Source organism: Blastococcus sp. SYSU D00695 (assembly GCF_054050555.1).
In genome coordinates this window covers 59,882-74,975 of sequence record NZ_JBJGZP010000018.1, presented here as the reverse complement: position 1 = coordinate 74,975, position 15,094 = coordinate 59,882, and the positions used below count along the sequence as shown (strand labels likewise).

The following is a 15,094-nucleotide window of genomic DNA, read 5'->3' as shown; positions in this document are numbered from 1 at the left end:
CCGTCCCGCGCCGGGCCGCCGCCCGGCCCGGCGCCTACGCTCCGCAGTCGATGAGTGCCGACCCGCGCCGACAGGTCCCGCGCACCGACACGCTGCTGGGGAACCGGCAACTCGTGCCCGCGGTCCAGCGGCTGGGCCGGGACCTGGTGAAGGACGCGATCCGCAGCGTGCAGGGCCGGGTGCGGTCGGGGGAGCTGGCCCCGGCCGACGCCGTACCCGCCGTCCTCGCCGCGCTGCCGGACACGGCCGCGAGCCTGCGCCCGGTGCTCAACGCCACCGGCGTGCTGGTGCACACCAACCTCGGCCGCGCCCCGCTGTCGCCGGCGGCGGTCGCCGCCGCCGCGGCTGCCGCCGGGACGACCGACGTGGAGCTCGACCTCGGCACCGGCCGCCGCGGGCCCCGTGGCGAGGCCGCGCTCGCCGCGCTGCGCGCCGCCGTCCCGGCCGCGGAGGCCGCGCTGGTGGTCAACAACTGCGCCGCCGCCCTGGCGCTGGTCGCCACGGCGCTCGGTGCGGGACGCGAGCTGGTGCTCGCCCGCGGGGAGCTGGTCGAGATCGGGGACGGCTTCCGCATCCCCGAGCTGCTGGAGTCCACCGGTGCCCGGCTGCGCGAGGTGGGGATGACGAACCGGGTGACCGCCGAGGACTACACAAGCGCGCTCGGGCCCGGCACCGGCGCGGTCCTCAAGGTGCACCCGTCGAACTTCGTCGTCCGCGGCTTCACCCGGGCCGTGCCGGTGGCCGAGCTGGCGGCGGCGCTGGCCGGCAGCGGCGTGCCGCTGGTCGCCGACGTCGGTTCGGGCCTGCTCGCGCCCGACCCCGCCCTGCCCGGCGAGCCGGACCTGCAGACGACGCTCGCCGACGGCGCCGACCTCGTGCTGGCCAGCGGCGACAAGCTGCTCGGCGGCCCGCAGGCCGGGCTGGTCCTCGGCCGCGCGGACCTCGTGCAGCGGCTGCGCCGGCACCCGCTGTACCGGGCGCTGCGGGTGGACAAGACGACGCTCGCCGCGCTGGAGGCGACGCTGCGCGGCCCGCTGCCGCCGGTCCGGCGGATGCTGGCCGCCGACGTCGCCGGGCTGCGGGCCCGCGCCGAGGCGCTGGCCGCGCGGCTGATCGCGGCGGGCGTGGACGCGGTGGCCGTCGACAGCGCCGCCCGCGTCGGCGGGGGCGGCGCCCCCGAGCACCCGCTGCCCAGTGCCGCGGTCTCGCTGCCCGGCGAGCTCGCCCCCCGGCTGCGCGCGGGTGCACCGCCGGTCGTCGGCCACGTCGAGGGCGGCCGCACCCTGCTCGACCTGCGCAGCGTCCCGCCCGAGGCCGACGACGCGCTCGCGGCGGCCGTCCTCGCGGTGGCCGGCGCGTGACCGGCACGGACGTCGTCGCCACCGCCGGGCACGTCGACCACGGCAAGTCCACGCTCGTCCGCGAGCTCACCGGGATGGAGCCCGACCGCTGGGAGGAGGAGCGCCGCCGCGGGCTGACCATCGACCTCGGCTTCGCCTGGACGACGCTGCCCTCGGGGCGGCGGCTGGCCGTCGTCGACGTCCCCGGGCACGAGCGGTTCGTCGGCACCATGCTCGCCGGCGTCGGGTCGGTGCCCGCCGCCCTCGTCGTGGTCGCCGCCGACGACGGCTGGTCGGCGCAGACCGCCGAGCACGTCGCCGTCCTCGACGCGCTGGGCGTCCGGCACGCGCTGCTGGCCGTCACCAAGGCCGACGTCGCCGACCCCGCGCCGGTCCTCGCCGACGCGACCGAGCGGCTCGCGGCCACCTCGATGGGCGCCGTCCCCGCGGTGGCGGTGAGCGCGGTGACCGGCGCCGGGGTGCCGGCGGTGGCCGCCGCCCTGGAGACGCTGATGGCCGGGTTGCCCGTCCCCGACCGCGCCGCGCCGGTGCGGCTGTGGCTCGACCGCGCCTTCCCCATCCGGGGCGCGGGGACCGTCGTCACGGGCACCCTCGCCGCCGGCACGGTCGCGCCGGGGGACCGGCTGGCACTCGGCGACCGGCAGGTGACCGTGCGCGGGGTGCACTCGCTCGGCGAGCCGGTCGACCGCGCCGCCGCCACCGCCCGGGTGGCGCTGAACCTGCGCGGCGTCGCCGTGGAGGAGCTGTCCCGCGGGGACGCGCTGCTCACCGTCGGCGCCTTCCGCCCCACCGGCGTCGTCGACGTCGTCCTGGCCCGCGAGCCGGGCGGCCGCCTGCCCGCGGAGCTGGTGGTGCACGTCGGGTCCGCGGCGGTGGCGGCGCGGGTCCGCCCGCTGGACAGGACGGCGCTGCGGCTGCAGCTGTCCGCGCCCCTGCCGCTGCGCGTCGGCGACCGGCTGCTGCTGCGCGACCCCGGGGCCCGCCGGGTGCTCGGCGCCGACGTCCGCGACGTCGACCCGCCGGAGCTGCGCCGCCGGGGCGCCGCGCGGCGGCGGGCCGCCGAGCTGGCCGCCACCCCGGCCGGGGCCGCAGGGGCCACCGCCGAGCTCGCCCGCCGCCGGGTGGTCCGCGCCGCCGACTTCGCCGCGATGGGCTGGCCCGAGCCGCCGGGCGCCGTCCGGGTGGGGCCGTGGCTGCTCGCGCCGGGGCTGCCCGACGAGTTCGCCGCCGCGGTGCCCGCGCTGGTCGCCGCCCACCGCGCCGCGCACCCGCTGGAGGCCGGGCCGCCGGTCGCCGTCGTCCGCCGGGAGCTGGGCCTGCCCGACGACGACCTGGTGCGGGCCGTCGTCCGCCCGCCGCTGGCACTGGCCGCCGGCCGGGTGGTCGCGGCGTCGGCCGGGCTGCCGCCGGCGGTGCAGCGGGCGGTCGACGCCGTCCTCGCCCGGCTGGCGCAGGACCCGTTCGCCGCCCCGGACGCCGAGGAGCTGGCCGCGGCGCGCCTGGGGCCGCGGGAGCTCGCGGCCGCGGTGCGGGCCGGTCAGCTCGTGCGCGTCGCGGACGGGCTCGTGCTCGCGCCCGGCGTCGAGGAGGAGGCACGCCGCCGGCTCGCGGCGATCCCCGCGCCGTTCACCCTGAGCCAGGCGCGGACGGCGTGGGGGACCAGCCGCCGGGTCGCCGTCCCGCTCATGGAGTGGCTGGACGCGCGCGGGGTCACCGAGCGGCTGCCGGACGCCACCCGCCGCCTCCGCTGAGTCCGCCCGGGGCGGCCCCGCACCGCGGCAGTGTCGCGGTGCGCGCCCCGGTGCCGCGCCGCAGCGCGGCACCCGCCCCCGCACCGCGGCAGCGCACCAGGACGTCGCACCGCGGCACCCGCGGGACGTCCCCCGCGGCCCCCGCGCGAGCGGGGTGACGTCAGGGCACCCAGCGCGGCCGGCGCTTCTCCCGGAACGCGGCGATGCCCTCCTGGCCCTCCTCGCCGGCGAAGCGGCGGGCGGAGACCTCCTGCAGCGCGGCGAACGAGCCGCGCAGGCCGCCGGCGCGCAGCAGGCGCTTGGTCTCCGCCAGCGCCGTCGGCGCCCCGGCCGCCAGCGCCCCGACCTGCGCGGTGACGGTCGCATCGACCGCGTCGTCGGCCACGGCGAGGTCGACCAGCCCCGCGGTCGCGGCGAGCTCCGCGCCGAACACCTCCCCGGTGAGGGCCAGCCGGTGCGCCAGGTGCGGCACCATCCGCGGCAGGACGACGGCCGAGATCACCGCCGGCACCAGCCCCAGGCGCACCTCGCTGATCGCGAACGTCGCCGACGCCCCGGCGACCACGACGTCGCAGGCGGCCATCAGCCCGATCCCGCCGGCCCGCGCCGGGCCCCGCACCGCGGCCAGCACCGGCTTCGGCGACTCCCACAGCGCGGTCAGCAGGTCCGGGAAGGCCCGCACGCCCTGGTCCCCGGCGCCGGCCCCGGCCGCCTCGGACAGGTCCATGCCCGAGCAGAAGACCCGCCCGGTGTGGTCGAGGACGAGCACCCGGACGGCGTCGTCGGCCAGGGCGTCGTCCACCGCCGCGCGCAGCTGACCGAGCATCGCCCGCGACAGGGCGTTGCGGTTGGCGGGGGAGTCCAGCGTCAGCCGCGCGACGCCCCCCGCGACGGACACCTGCAGCACTCGGTCGGGGGTCACAGGCCGATCCTGCCGGTCCCCGGCCGCCGGCGCGGCACACTGGGAGCAGATGGACACCGCCCTGCCCCTGCTGCCCGCCCCGCCGGCCGCTCCCTTCGAGCTGCCCGAGTCGGCGCGCGGGGAGCTGGCGACGACGCCGTTCGGGCTCTACGTGCACGTGCCGTTCTGCGCCACCCGCTGCGGCTACTGCGACTTCAACACCTACACCTCCGACGAGCTGGGCCCCGGCGCCAGCCGCGCCGAGTACGCCGGCACCCTCGTCGCCGAGCTGCGCCGCGCCGCGCAGGTCCTCGGCCCCGACCGGCCCGAGGTGACGACGGTGTTCGTCGGCGGCGGCACCCCCACGCTGCTGCCCGCCGCGGACCTGGTCGCCGTCCTCGCCGCCGTCCGCGAGCTCTTCCCGGTGGCCGCCGACGTCGAGGTGACCACCGAGGCCAACCCGGAGTCGGTGACCCCGGCGTCGCTCGCGGCGCTGCGGGAGGGCGGGTTCACGCGGATCAGCCTCGGCATGCAGTCGGCGGCCGAGCACGTGCTCGCGGTGCTCGACCGCCGGCACACCCCCGGCCGCGCCGCCGAGGCCGCCCGCGAGGCTCGGGCCGCCGGGTTCGAGCACGTCAACCTGGACCTCATCTACGGGACGCCCGGGGAGACCGACGCCGACTGGGCGGCCTCGCTCGACGTCGTCCTGGACGCGCCGGTGGACCACGTCAGCGCCTACGCGCTGATCGTGGAGGAGGGCACCCGGCTGGCGCGGCGGATCGCCCGCGGCGAGCTGCCGATGCCCGACGACGACGTCCTCGCCGACCGCTACGAGCAGGCCGACGCGGCGCTGCGCCGGGCCGGGCTGGACTGGTACGAGGTGTCCAACTGGGCCGCCGGGCCGGCCGCCCGCTGCCGGCACAACGAGCTGTACTGGGCCAACGCCCACTGGTGGGGCGTCGGCCCCGGCGCGCACAGCCACGTCGGCGGGCTGCGCTGGTGGAACGTCAAGCACCCGGCGGCGCACGCCGCGCGGGTGGCGGCGGGGGAGAGCCCGGCGGCCGGGTGGGAGCAGCTCGGCGACGACGACCGCGCCCTGGAGGCGGTGATGCTGGGCCTGCGGCTGCGCGACGGGCTGCCGCTGACCCGGTTGTCGCCCGCCGGCCGGCTGCGGGCCGCCGACGCCGTCGCCCGCGGCCTGCTGGAGCCCGCGGCGCACGAGGCCGGGCGGGCCGTGCTCACCGACCGGGGCCGGCTGCTCGCCGACGCCCTGGTCCGCGAGCTCACCGACTGAGCGGCGGCCGGACCTACCGGGCCGGCTCGGCCGGCATCAGCGCGTCGAGGTCCAGGACGCGCACGTGGATGACGGTGCGCTGCTGCAGGGCCGCGCGCAGCGCCCGGTGCAGGCCGTCCTCGAGGTACATCTCGCCGCGCCAGAGGACCGCGTGCGGGAACAGGTCGCCGTAGAAGGTCGAGTCGTCGGCCAGCAGCGCGTCCAGGGCCAGCTCGCGCTTGGTGGTGACGAGCGTGTCGAGCCGGATCTGCCGCGGCGGGATCATCGCCCAGTCCTTGGTCGACAACCCGTGCTCGGGATAGGGGCGACCCTCGCGGACGGCCTTGAAGATCAGGGAACCGACCTCCGTCCGGACCGCCTCGCACCTGCCTCGACCTCCGGGCAGCCTATCGGCCGGGGAGGACCGGCGACGGGTCCGGTCCGGCCCGCCACCGGGGCGTCCCGCGCGAGCCGCGCGACGGACGACGGCCGCGGTCGTATGCTGGACTGGCACTCCGTCCGTGCGAGTGCCAGCGTCGGCGACGGTGCGACGGAGTGATCCGCCAGGCGCCGTCCCCCCTCGCACGGCACGTCCGACCGGTACGGGGAGGTGTCACCGTGGCGCACGACGAACGGCGCCTGCAGGTCCTGCGGGCGATCGTCCAGGACTACGTCTCCACCAACGACCCGGTGGGCAGCAAGGCCCTCGCCGAGCGGCACGACCTCGGTGTCTCGCCCGCCACGATCCGCAACGACATGGCGGTGCTGGAGGAGCTGGGCTACATCCACCAGCCGCACACCAGCGCCGGCCGGGTGCCGACCGACAAGGGGTACCGGCTGTTCGTCGACCGGCTGTCGGCGGTCAAGCCGCTGTCGGGGGCCGAGCGCAAGGCGATCGAGAGGTTCCTCGACGGCGCCGTCGACCTGCACGACGTGCTCGGCCGCACCGTCCGGCTGCTCGCCCAGCTGACCCGCCAGGTCGCCGTCGTCCAGTACCCGACGCTGTCGCGCAGCGCCGTGCGCCACCTCGAGGTCGTCCAGGTCGCCGGGGCGCGGCTGCTGCTCGTGCTCATCACCGACACCGGCCGCGTCGAGCAGCGGGTGGTGGAGTGCCCGGTCGACGTCGACGCCGAGACCGTCGCCGAGCTGCGGGCCATGCTGAACGCCGCGTTCACCGGCGCGAAGCTGGCCGACGCGGGCGGCAAGGTGCCCGACCTCGTGGACACCGCGCCGGCGCACCTGCGCCCGCTCGTCGCCGCCGTCAGCGCCGCCCTGGTGGAGACGCTGGTCGAGCCGGGGGAGGACCGCCTCGTCGTCGGCGGGACGGCGAACCTCACCCGGACCGCACTGGACCTGCCGGGCACCGTGCGCCCGATCCTCGAGGCGCTCGAGGAGCAGGTCGTGGTGCTGAAGCTGATCAGCGAGGTCGACACCGGGGGCAGCGTCGTCGTCCGGATCGGCGAGGAGAACGCGCACGAGGCCCTGACCGGTGCCTCGGTCGTCTCCGTCGGGTACGGCGCCCCCGACCGGGCCCTCGGGGGCCTGGGCATCGTGGGCCCGACCCGGATGGACTACCCAACGAACATGGCCGCGGTCCGTGCCGTGGCCCGCTACGTCGGCCAGTTGCTGGCCGAGAGCTGAGGCGGAAGACCCTCCATGGCAACCGACTACTACGGCGTCCTCGGCCTGGCCCGCGGCGCGTCCGACACCGACATCAAGAAGGCATACCGCCGGCTGGCGCGCGACCTGCACCCGGACGTCAACCCCGACCCCGAGGCCAAGGAGCGCTTCCAGGAGGTCAGCAAGGCATACCAGGCGCTGACCGACCCGGAGAAGCGCCGCATCGTCGACCTCGGCGGCGACCCGTTCGAGACCGGTGGCGGCGGGGGCGGCAGCCCCTTCGGCAACGCCGGCTTCGGCGGCCTGGGCGACATCATGGACGCCTTCTTCGGCGGCGGGATGGGCCAGCGCGGGCCGCGCAGCCGCACCCGCGCCGGCGGCGACGCGCTCATCCGCCTGGACCTGGACCTCGACGAGACGGTCTTCGGCACCACCCAGGACATCACCGTCGACACCGCGGTCCTCTGCGACACCTGCGCCGGGGCCGGGACCGCGCCCGGCACCCACCCCACGACCTGCACCACCTGCTCGGGTCGCGGCGAGGTGCAGAGCGTGCAGCGCTCGTTCCTCGGCCAGGTCGTGTCCAGCCGGGTCTGCCCGACCTGCGACGGCACCGGCCAGGTCATCCCCGACCCCTGCCCCAAGTGCGCCGGCGACGGGCGGGTCCGCGCCCGCCGGACGATCAGCGTCAAGGTGCCGGCCGGTGTCGAGGACGGCATGCGCATCCGGCTGACCGGGCACGGCGAGGTCGGCCCGGGCGGCGGACCCGCCGGCGACCTCTACGTGGAGATCAGCGAGCGCCCGCACCCGGTGTTCACCCGCGACGGCGAGGACCTGCACTGCCGCGTCACGCTGCCGATGACCGCCGCCGCGCTCGGCACCACGCTGTCGCTGACGACGCTGGACGGCGAGGAGGACGTCGACGTCCGCCCCGGCACCCAGTCCGGCACGGTGCTCACCCTGCGCGGACGCGGCGCCCCCCGGCTGCGGGCCACCGGCCGCGGCAACCTCATGGTGCACGTCGAGGTGGAGACGCCGACCCGGCTGGACGCCGAGCAGGAGAAGCTGCTGCGCGAGCTGGCCGCGCTCCGCGGCGAGGACCGTCCCGGCGCCGCCCCGGAGGGGCAGGGCGGGCTGTTCTCGCGGCTGCGCGACGTGCTGAAGTGAGGGCATGAGCGCGACCGAGGCGGGTGTGCCGGAACTCGACGGCGCCCCGCTGTTCCTGCTCGACGAGCTGCCCGCCGGGGACGACCTGCTGGTCGCCGGCCCGGAGGGGCGGCACGCCGTCGACGTGCTGCGGCTGGCCCCCGGCGAGCGGGTGCGGGTCGGGGACGGCCACGGCTCGGTCGCCGAGGGTGAGGTGGCGGCGGCCGGCCCCGAGGGGCTGCGCGTCCGCGTCGAGCGCCGGTTCGAGGTGCCGCCGGCGCAGCCGCGGCTGGTGCTGGTGCAGGCGCTGCCCAAGGGCGACCGCGGGCCGCTCGCGGTGGACCTGGCCACCGAGCTCGGGGTCGACCGGATCGTCCCGTGGGCGGCGGCGCGCTGCGTCACCCGCTGGCGCGACGACCGGGTGGCCAAGGGCGTGGCGAAGTGGCGGGCGGCGGCGCACGCGGCGAGCAAGCAGTCCCGCCGTCCGCGGGTGCCCGAGGTCGCCGAGCTGGCCAGCACCCGAGAGGTGTGCGGTGAGCTCGCGGAGGTCGACCTCGCGCTGGTGCTGCACGAGCAGGCGCGTACGCGCATCGCCGGCCTCGACGTCCCCGCGGAGGGGACGGTCGCCGTCGTCGTCGGGCCCGAGGGCGGGCTGACCGACGGCGAGGTGCTGGCGTTCCGCGCGGCCGGCGCCGAGCCCGTGCGGCTGGGCCCGGAGGTGCTGCGCACGTCGACCGCGGGCGCCGCGGCGCTGGCCGCCCTGTCGCTGCGTACCCGCTGGCGCTGAGCTCCCGCTCGCTTATCGCGACCCTCGCGCCACGGTCGCCGGTCGGCTCCGCACAGGGGCCGGCCGCGAGCTCGGGAGCGGTGGGGGGCGCGGGGTCCTTATAGGGTCGGTCGGCGTGACCGACTGCCTGTTCTGCCGCGTGGTCGCCGGCGAGATCCCCGCCGACGTCGTCCACGAGACCGACCGCACGCTCGCCTTCCGCGACATCAACCCGCAGGCCCCGACGCACGTGCTGGTCATCCCCAAGGACCACCACGCCACCGCGGGACTGCTCGTGGGCGCCGACCCGCAGCTGCTGGCGGAGGTCGTCGCGGCCGCGCACGCCGTCGCGGTGCAGGAGGGCCTGGTCACCGCCGACGGCGACCCCGAGCCCGGCTACCGGATGGTCGCCAACACCGGTCCGGCCGCGGGGCAGACCGTCCACCACCTCCACGTCCACGTGCTCGGCGGCCGGGACCTGGGCTGGCCCCCCGGCTGACGCGGCCGCCGTCCGCCGTGCCCGATCCGCCGCCACGCACCGCCGCGGGAGGGCTCGACCGCCGCGCTGTGCGGCGGCGGCCGCCCCCGTGACGCGGCACCCGGCCGCCGGGCCGCGACCCCGCCGGCGGTGACCCACCCCCGTCGCGGCGACGTCGCACCCCGGCACTGCCGCGGGAGCGCTCGACCGCCGCGCTGCGCGGCGGCAGTCACCCCTGTGGCGCGGCACCCGGCCGCGGCGCCGACGACGCGCACCGCGGTGCCGGCCGCTGCACCGCGGCGGCGGGCGTGTGAGGGTGGCCGGGTGACCGAGAGCCCCGTGCGCGTCGAGCGGGACGGCGACGTCGCCGTCGTCGTCCTGGACGCCCCGCCGCTGAACCTCTTCGACGAGTCGGTCTTCGCCGGCTTCGAGCAGGCCGTCGCCGAGCTGGTCGCGCTGACCGCGCCCGGGCGCCCCGACCGCGCCCGCGCGGTGCTGCTGGAGGCGCGCGGCAAGGTCGTCTCCGGCGGCGTCGACGTGCACGCCTTCCAGGCGATCGCCGAGGGCCCGGACCCGGCCGGCGAGGGGACGGCGCTGTGGGCCCGGCTGCTCCGGCTGGCGCAGACCCTCGAGGACCTGCCGGTCCCCACCGTCTTCGCGGCGCACGGCCTCACCCTGACCGCGGCCTTCGAGCTCGCGCTCGCCTGCGACCTGCTGCTGGCCGCCGAGCGGGCCTCGTTCGGGCTGGTCGAGATCGTCGTCGGGCTGACGCCGTCGATGGGCGGCCCCCAGCGGCTGGCCGAGCGCGCCGGTCCGGCGCGGGCCAAGGAGCTGATCTACACCGGTGGGCGGTACCCCGCCGCGGAGCTCGAGCGCTGGGGCGTGGTCAACCGGGTGCTGCCCGACGACGGGTTCGCCGCGGCCGCGCGGGCGTTCGCCGCGCAGGTGGCCGCCGGCCCGACCGTCGCCCACGCCGCCACCAAGCGGCTGGTGGCCACGGCGCTGCGCGACGGCGTGCGCGCGGCCGACGCGGTCACCCCGCAGGTGTCGGGCCCGCTGTTCGGCACGGCCGACCTGCGCGGCGCCGTCTCCTCGTTCCTCACCGACGGCCCCGGCAGAGCCACCTACGCGGGCCGCTGATCCGTTCGGGCGAGCCGGGTTCCGCGGGGCCGTCCACGGGTATCCTCGACCGGTCCGCACCGCCTCAGCAGGAAGGCAGGGTCGAGGGTTCTTGCCCGACTCCTCCCCGAACGTCCCCGTGCCGGGAGCCCCCACGTCGCGTGAGGCCTCGGCCTCCGCCGCCGCGGTGGACGGCGGCCCGGTCGGCGCGTCGGCACTGGCGGGCACGCAGCCCGCACCCGTCCGCACCACCATCACCGTCCCCGAGAGCGTCTCCATGGTGGGGCTGCTCGGCTCGGGCGACGAGCTCCTGCGCCTGGTCGAGGCCGAGGTCGTGGCCGACGTGCACGTGCGCGGCAACGAGGTCTCGGTGACCGGCCAGCCGGCCGACAACGCGTTCGCCGTCCGGGTGTTCGACGAGCTCATCGCGCTGCTCGCGACCGGCCAGGCGCTGCGCCCGGACTCGGTGCGCCGGGTCATCGGCATGCTGCGCAGCGGCGGCTCCGAGCGCCCCGCCGAGGTGCTCAGCCTCGACATCATCAGCCGCCGGGGCCGCACCATCCGGCCCAAGACGCTGAACCAGAAGCGCTACGTCGACGCGATCGACGCCCACACGATCGTCTTCGGCATCGGCCCCGCCGGCACCGGCAAGACGTACCTGGCGATGGCCAAGGCCGTGCAGGCCCTGCAGACCAAGCAGGTCAACCGCATCATCCTGACCCGCCCGGCGGTCGAGGCCGGCGAGCGGCTGGGCTACCTGCCCGGCTCGCTGTCGGAGAAGATCGACCCCTACCTGCGGCCGCTGTACGACGCGCTGCACGACATGGTCGACCCGGAGTCGATCCCGCGGCTCATGGCCGCCGGGACGATCGAGGTCGCGCCGCTGGCCTACATGCGGGGCAGGGCCCAGCCGTACGACGCCCAGGTGCTGACGCCGGAGGGCTTCGTCCCCATGGGCACGCTGCGCGTCGGTGACCTCGTGATCGGCTCGGACGGCCGACCCACGCCCGTGCTCGGGGTGTACCCCCAGGGCCGCAAGGAGGTCTTCCGCGTCGCCACGCAGGACGGTGCCTGGACGCTGGCCTGTGGCGAGCACCTCTGGACCGTCCGGACGGCGTCGGACAGGCGCCGGGGCCGCACCCGCACGCTCGAGACCCAGGAGATGATCGGGAAACTCCGAGCGGCGCATGCCCGCCGGTTCGAGCTCCCGGTCGTGGCGCCGGTCGAGTTCGAGCCCCGGGACGTCCCGCTCGACCCGTACGCGTTGGGTCTCCTGCTCGGCGACGGATGCCTCACCACCTCGACCACGCCGGCGTTCTCGACGGCGGATCCCGAACTGGTCGTCGCCCTCGGCGCGGCGCTCGACGGCATCGAGCTGCGCCGCACGAGCGACTACGACTACGTCCTCCACCACGTGGACGCCGGCCGAGGCGGCCTGCGGGTGGCCAACCCGGTGACTGCTGTGCTGCGCCGGCTCGACCTGGCCGGGACGACGTCCGCGACGAAGTTCGTCCCCGAGGAGTACCTGCACAACTCCGTGGAGGTCCGTACGGCGGTGCTGCAGGGGCTGCTCGACTCCGACGGCGGCCCCGTCCCCCAGCGCGGGCGGAGCTGCCGCATCCAGTACACGACCACGTCGCCCGGCCTGAAGGACGGCGTCGCGTTCCTGGTCCGGTCACTGGGGGGTGTCGTCTACACGCGCCTGCGGGAGTCGGCCGGCCGGCCGGCAGGTCGGGTGAGCGGTCGTCCCGTGGAGTACCGCGAGGACGCCTACGTCCTCGACATCCGGCTGCCCGCCGGCGTGGTGCCCTTCCGGCTGGAGCGCAAGCGCCGGGTGTACGACACCACGGGCGGTGGACGGCCGAAGCGGTTCATCGACAGCATCGAACCGGTGGGGGAGCAGGAGACGCTGTGCATCCAGGTCGCCGCGCAGGACTCCCTGTACGTGACCGATGACTTCCTCGTCACCCACAACACCCTGAACGACGCGTTCGTCATCCTCGACGAGGCGCAGAACACCACCGCCGAGCAGATGAAGATGTTCCTCACCCGGCTCGGCTTCGGGTCCAAGATCGTCGTCACCGGTGACGTCACGCAGGTCGACCTGCCCGGCGGCGCCCAGAGCGGGCTGCGGGTGGTCCGCGAGATCCTCGACGGCGTCGAGGACGTGCACTTCGCGAACCTCACCAGCTCCGACGTCGTCCGCCACCGGCTGGTCGGCGACATCGTCGACGCCTACGAACGCTGGGACGCCGCACACCAGCCGCCCGCCCGCCCGACCGGTCCGGCGCCGGCCCGGGGTCCCCGTCCGCGCCGGCAGGGGAGCTGACCGTGCCCGTCGAGGTCGCCAACGAGTCCGAGATCGCCGTCGACGAGGCGGAGCTGGCCGGCATCTGCCGGTTCGTCCTCGCCGAGATGGGCGTCAACCCGATGGCCGAGCTGTCGGTGCTGTGCGTGGACACCGAGTACATGGCCACGCTGCACGAGCGGTGGATGGGCGAGAAGGGCCCCACCGACGTGCTGGCGTTCCCCATGGACGAGCTGGACACCTCCCGCCCCGACGACCCCGAGCCCGGCCCGGCGCTGCTGGGCGACGTGGTGCTCTGCCCCGCCGTCGCCGTCCGCCAGGCCCGCGCCGCCGGCCACACGATGGACGACGAGCTGGTCCTGCTCGCCACCCACGGCGTGCTGCACATCCTCGGCTACGACCACATGGAGCCCGAGGAGGAGAAGGAGATGTTCGGTCTCCAGACCCGCCTGCTGGAGTCCTGGCGGTCGGCTCCGCGCCAGCCGGTGACCGGCGAGCCGACCGAGCCGCAGCCCCGGCCCCGGTGAGGCCCCGATGACGTCGGCCGAGATCACGCTCCTGGTCGTCGCCGTCCTGCTCGTGCCGCTGGCCGGCCTGTTCGGGGCGATGGACGCCGCCCTGCAGCGGGTGTCGGCCGCGCGGGTGCAGGAGCTGCGCCGCGAGGGAACGAAGCGGGCGGGCGCCCTGGAGCAGGTCGTCGCCGACCGCGCCCGGCACGTCTCGCTGCTCCTGCTGCTGCGCATCCTGTGCGAGATGGTCGCCGCGGTGCTGGTGACCGTCGTCCTGGCCGACCTGTGGGGCGGCGGCTGGCAGACGGTGCTCACCGCCGCCGGGGTCATGACCGTCGTCAGCTACGTGCTCGTCGGTGTCGGCCCCCGCACGCTCGGGCGCCAGCACGCCTACGGCATCGCGCTGGCCACCGCCGGGGTGGTGAACGCGCTGGGGCGGGTGCTGGGCCCGATCGCGACCCTGCTGATCCTGGTCGGCAACGCCATCACCCCCGGCCGCGGCTTCCGCGACGGCCCGTTCTCCACCGAGGTCGAGCTGCGCGAGCTGGTCGACATGGCCGAGGAGCGCGGCGTCGTGGAGTCCGGCGAGCGGAACATGATCCACTCGGTGTTCGAGCTGGGCGACACGATCGCGCGCGAGGTCATGGTGCCGCGCACCGAGGTCGTCTACATCGAGCGCGGCAAGACCGTCCGCCAGGCGCTGGCGCTGGCGTTGCGCAGCGGGTTCAGCCGCATCCCGGTCATCGGCGAGAACGTCGACGACGTGGTCGGCGTCGTCTACCTCAAGGACCTCGTGCGCCGCTCGCAGAACCTCGGCGAAGGGCGGGGCCCGCGGGTGGAGGAGCTGATGCGCCCGCCGACGTTCGTGCCGGAGTCCAAGCCGGTGGACGAGCTGCTCAAGGACATGCAGGCGCGGCGCATCCACATCGCGATCGTGGTCGACGAGTACGGCGGCTTCGCCGGGCTGGTCACCATCGAGGACATCCTCGAGGAGATCGTCGGCGAGATCGCCGACGAGCACGACGCCTTCCAGCGGCCGCCGGTCGAAGAGCTCGCCGACGGGTCGATGCGGGTCACCGCGCGGCTGCCGGTGGAGGACCTCGCCGACCTGTTCGACGTCGAGCTGCCCATCGACGAGGGCGTGGAGACCGTCGGCGGCCTGCTGGCCCGCGAGCTGGGCATGGTGCCGATCGAGGGGTCCGCGACCGAGGTCGGCGGCCTGCGGCTGGTCGCCGAGAGCACCGGTGGCCGCCGCAACCGCATCGACACCCTGCTGGTCTGCCGGGTCGCGGAGCCGGCCCGCGGGGACGCCGCCGGTGAGCCGGCCGGCCCGCGGGCCTCGGGCGCCACCCGCGCCGAGGAGCCCGCCGGCGTGGTCGAGGGCTGACGGCCACCCGCACGGCCCCGCGCGCCGGCCGCCGTCCCGGCCCTGCGGGCGGGCCCGCCGGGACGGTGGGCCAGGATGTCCCGGTGCCCGAACTGCAGCCCGAGGACGCCAAGCTCGTCACCCTCGCCCGCTCCGCGCTGGGCCGCACCGGCGCGCCGGAGGGAGCGGCCGTGCGCGACACCGACGGCCGCACCTACCTGGCCGCCACCGTGGCGCTGCCGTCGCTGAGGCTGTCGGCGCTGCAGGCCGCGGTGGCCGCCGCGGTGTCCAGCGGGGTGACCGCGCTGGAGGCGGCCGCGGTCGTGACCTCCGCCGACACCGTGGAGCCCGAGGGCCTCGCCGCCGTCCACGACCTGACGCCGTCCGCCCCGGTCCACCTCGCCGGGCCCGACGGCCGGGTGCGCTCGACCTCCTGAGCGGCGCGGGCCGCCCCGCGGATCCGGCGCGCGGCGTCGTCCGGCGGACGACGCTGTCA

At 76.9% G+C, this 15,094-nt stretch carries 14 protein-coding genes; 12 read left to right on the top strand and 2 right to left on the bottom strand.

All coding sequences use genetic code 11. The annotated features are described in order from the left end of the window. Nucleotides 1-50: 50 nt before the first annotated feature. Both selA and selB read left to right on the top strand, forming a co-directional pair. Nucleotides 51-1,361 (top strand): L-seryl-tRNA(Sec) selenium transferase, encoded by a 1,311-nt coding sequence (selA, locus tag ACI781_RS13255; RefSeq protein WP_456566576.1) that lies wholly within the window; start codon nucleotides 51-53, stop codon nucleotides 1,359-1,361. Then, nucleotides 1,358-3,112: a selenocysteine-specific translation elongation factor gene (gene selB / locus ACI781_RS13250; RefSeq protein WP_456566575.1), complete on the top strand. Its 1,755-nt coding sequence runs from the start codon at nucleotides 1,358-1,360 to the stop codon at nucleotides 3,110-3,112. The genes selA and selB overlap by 4 nt, the downstream gene beginning before the upstream one ends. Before the next feature lie 160 nt (nucleotides 3,113-3,272). Here the strand turns inward: selB and ACI781_RS13245 are convergent, their stop codons facing one another. Next, nucleotides 3,273-4,034 (bottom strand): enoyl-CoA hydratase-related protein, encoded by a 762-nt coding sequence (locus ACI781_RS13245; RefSeq protein WP_456566574.1) that lies wholly within the window; start codon nucleotides 4,032-4,034, stop codon nucleotides 3,273-3,275. 49 nt (nucleotides 4,035-4,083) lie between these two features. Between ACI781_RS13245 and hemW the strand changes: the two genes are divergently transcribed. Further along, nucleotides 4,084-5,307 carry a radical SAM family heme chaperone HemW gene (gene hemW, locus ACI781_RS13240; protein ID WP_456566573.1) on the top strand — a complete coding sequence of 408 codons (1,224 nt, stop codon included), beginning with the start codon at nucleotides 4,084-4,086 and terminating at the stop codon, nucleotides 5,305-5,307. 13 nt (nucleotides 5,308-5,320) lie between these two features. On the opposite strand, the gene ACI781_RS13235 is transcribed toward hemW, so the two are convergent. Beyond that, nucleotides 5,321-5,800: a type II toxin-antitoxin system VapB family antitoxin gene (locus ACI781_RS13235; protein ID WP_456566572.1), complete on the bottom strand. Its 480-nt coding sequence runs from the start codon at nucleotides 5,798-5,800 to the stop codon at nucleotides 5,321-5,323. 104 nt (nucleotides 5,801-5,904) lie between these two features. Between ACI781_RS13235 and hrcA the strand changes: the two genes are divergently transcribed. From hrcA to ACI781_RS13190, 9 genes are all read left to right on the top strand, one after another. Beyond that, nucleotides 5,905-6,927, top strand: a complete 1,023-nt coding sequence (gene hrcA, locus ACI781_RS13230; protein WP_456566571.1) for a heat-inducible transcriptional repressor HrcA — start codon at nucleotides 5,905-5,907, stop codon at nucleotides 6,925-6,927. 15 nt (nucleotides 6,928-6,942) lie between these two features. Beyond that, nucleotides 6,943-8,073 carry a molecular chaperone DnaJ gene (dnaJ, locus tag ACI781_RS13225; protein ID WP_456566570.1) on the top strand — a complete coding sequence of 377 codons (1,131 nt, stop codon included), beginning with the start codon at nucleotides 6,943-6,945 and terminating at the stop codon, nucleotides 8,071-8,073. Between the two features lie 4 nt (nucleotides 8,074-8,077). Beyond that, a complete protein-coding gene (locus ACI781_RS13220; protein ID WP_456566569.1) occupies nucleotides 8,078-8,839 on the top strand; it encodes a 16S rRNA (uracil(1498)-N(3))-methyltransferase in 762 nt (253 codons plus the stop codon). 115 nt (nucleotides 8,840-8,954) lie between these two features. Next, nucleotides 8,955-9,317, top strand: a complete 363-nt coding sequence (locus ACI781_RS13215) for a histidine triad nucleotide-binding protein (protein ID WP_456566568.1) — start codon at nucleotides 8,955-8,957, stop codon at nucleotides 9,315-9,317. Between the two features lie 303 nt (nucleotides 9,318-9,620). Beyond that, complete coding sequence (locus ACI781_RS13210) at nucleotides 9,621-10,436, top strand: enoyl-CoA hydratase/isomerase family protein (RefSeq protein WP_456566567.1); 816 nt, start codon at nucleotides 9,621-9,623, stop codon at nucleotides 10,434-10,436. A gap of 91 nt (nucleotides 10,437-10,527) precedes the next feature. Beyond that, nucleotides 10,528-12,744, top strand: coding sequence for a PhoH family protein (locus ACI781_RS13205; RefSeq protein WP_456566566.1), 2,217 nt, complete (start codon nucleotides 10,528-10,530; stop codon nucleotides 12,742-12,744). Between the two features lie 2 nt (nucleotides 12,745-12,746). Beyond that, entirely contained in the window at nucleotides 12,747-13,250 is a 504-nt protein-coding gene (ybeY, locus tag ACI781_RS13200) for an rRNA maturation RNase YbeY (RefSeq protein WP_456566565.1), read from the top strand. A gap of 7 nt (nucleotides 13,251-13,257) precedes the next feature. Continuing rightward, nucleotides 13,258-14,619, top strand: coding sequence for a hemolysin family protein (locus ACI781_RS13195; protein WP_456566564.1), 1,362 nt, complete (start codon nucleotides 13,258-13,260; stop codon nucleotides 14,617-14,619). A gap of 83 nt (nucleotides 14,620-14,702) precedes the next feature. Next, nucleotides 14,703-15,035: a cytidine deaminase gene (locus tag ACI781_RS13190; RefSeq protein WP_456566563.1), complete on the top strand. Its 333-nt coding sequence runs from the start codon at nucleotides 14,703-14,705 to the stop codon at nucleotides 15,033-15,035. The last annotated feature ends 59 nt before the right edge of the window (nucleotides 15,036-15,094 follow it).

Bases quoted from the DNA above. Each gene is read 5' to 3' on its own strand.
- selA (WP_456566576.1), top strand. From the start codon at position 51: ATGAGTGCCGACCCGCGCCGACAGGTCCCGCGCACCGACACGCTGCTG.
- hemW (WP_456566573.1), top strand. From the start codon at position 4,084: ATGGACACCGCCCTGCCCCTGCTGCCCGCCCCGCCGGCCGCTCCCTTC.
- dnaJ (WP_456566570.1), top strand. From the start codon at position 6,943: ATGGCAACCGACTACTACGGCGTCCTCGGCCTGGCCCGCGGCGCGTCC.
- ACI781_RS13220 (WP_456566569.1), top strand. From the start codon at position 8,078: ATGAGCGCGACCGAGGCGGGTGTGCCGGAACTCGACGGCGCCCCGCTG.
- ACI781_RS13195 (WP_456566564.1), top strand. From the start codon at position 13,258: ATGACGTCGGCCGAGATCACGCTCCTGGTCGTCGCCGTCCTGCTCGTG.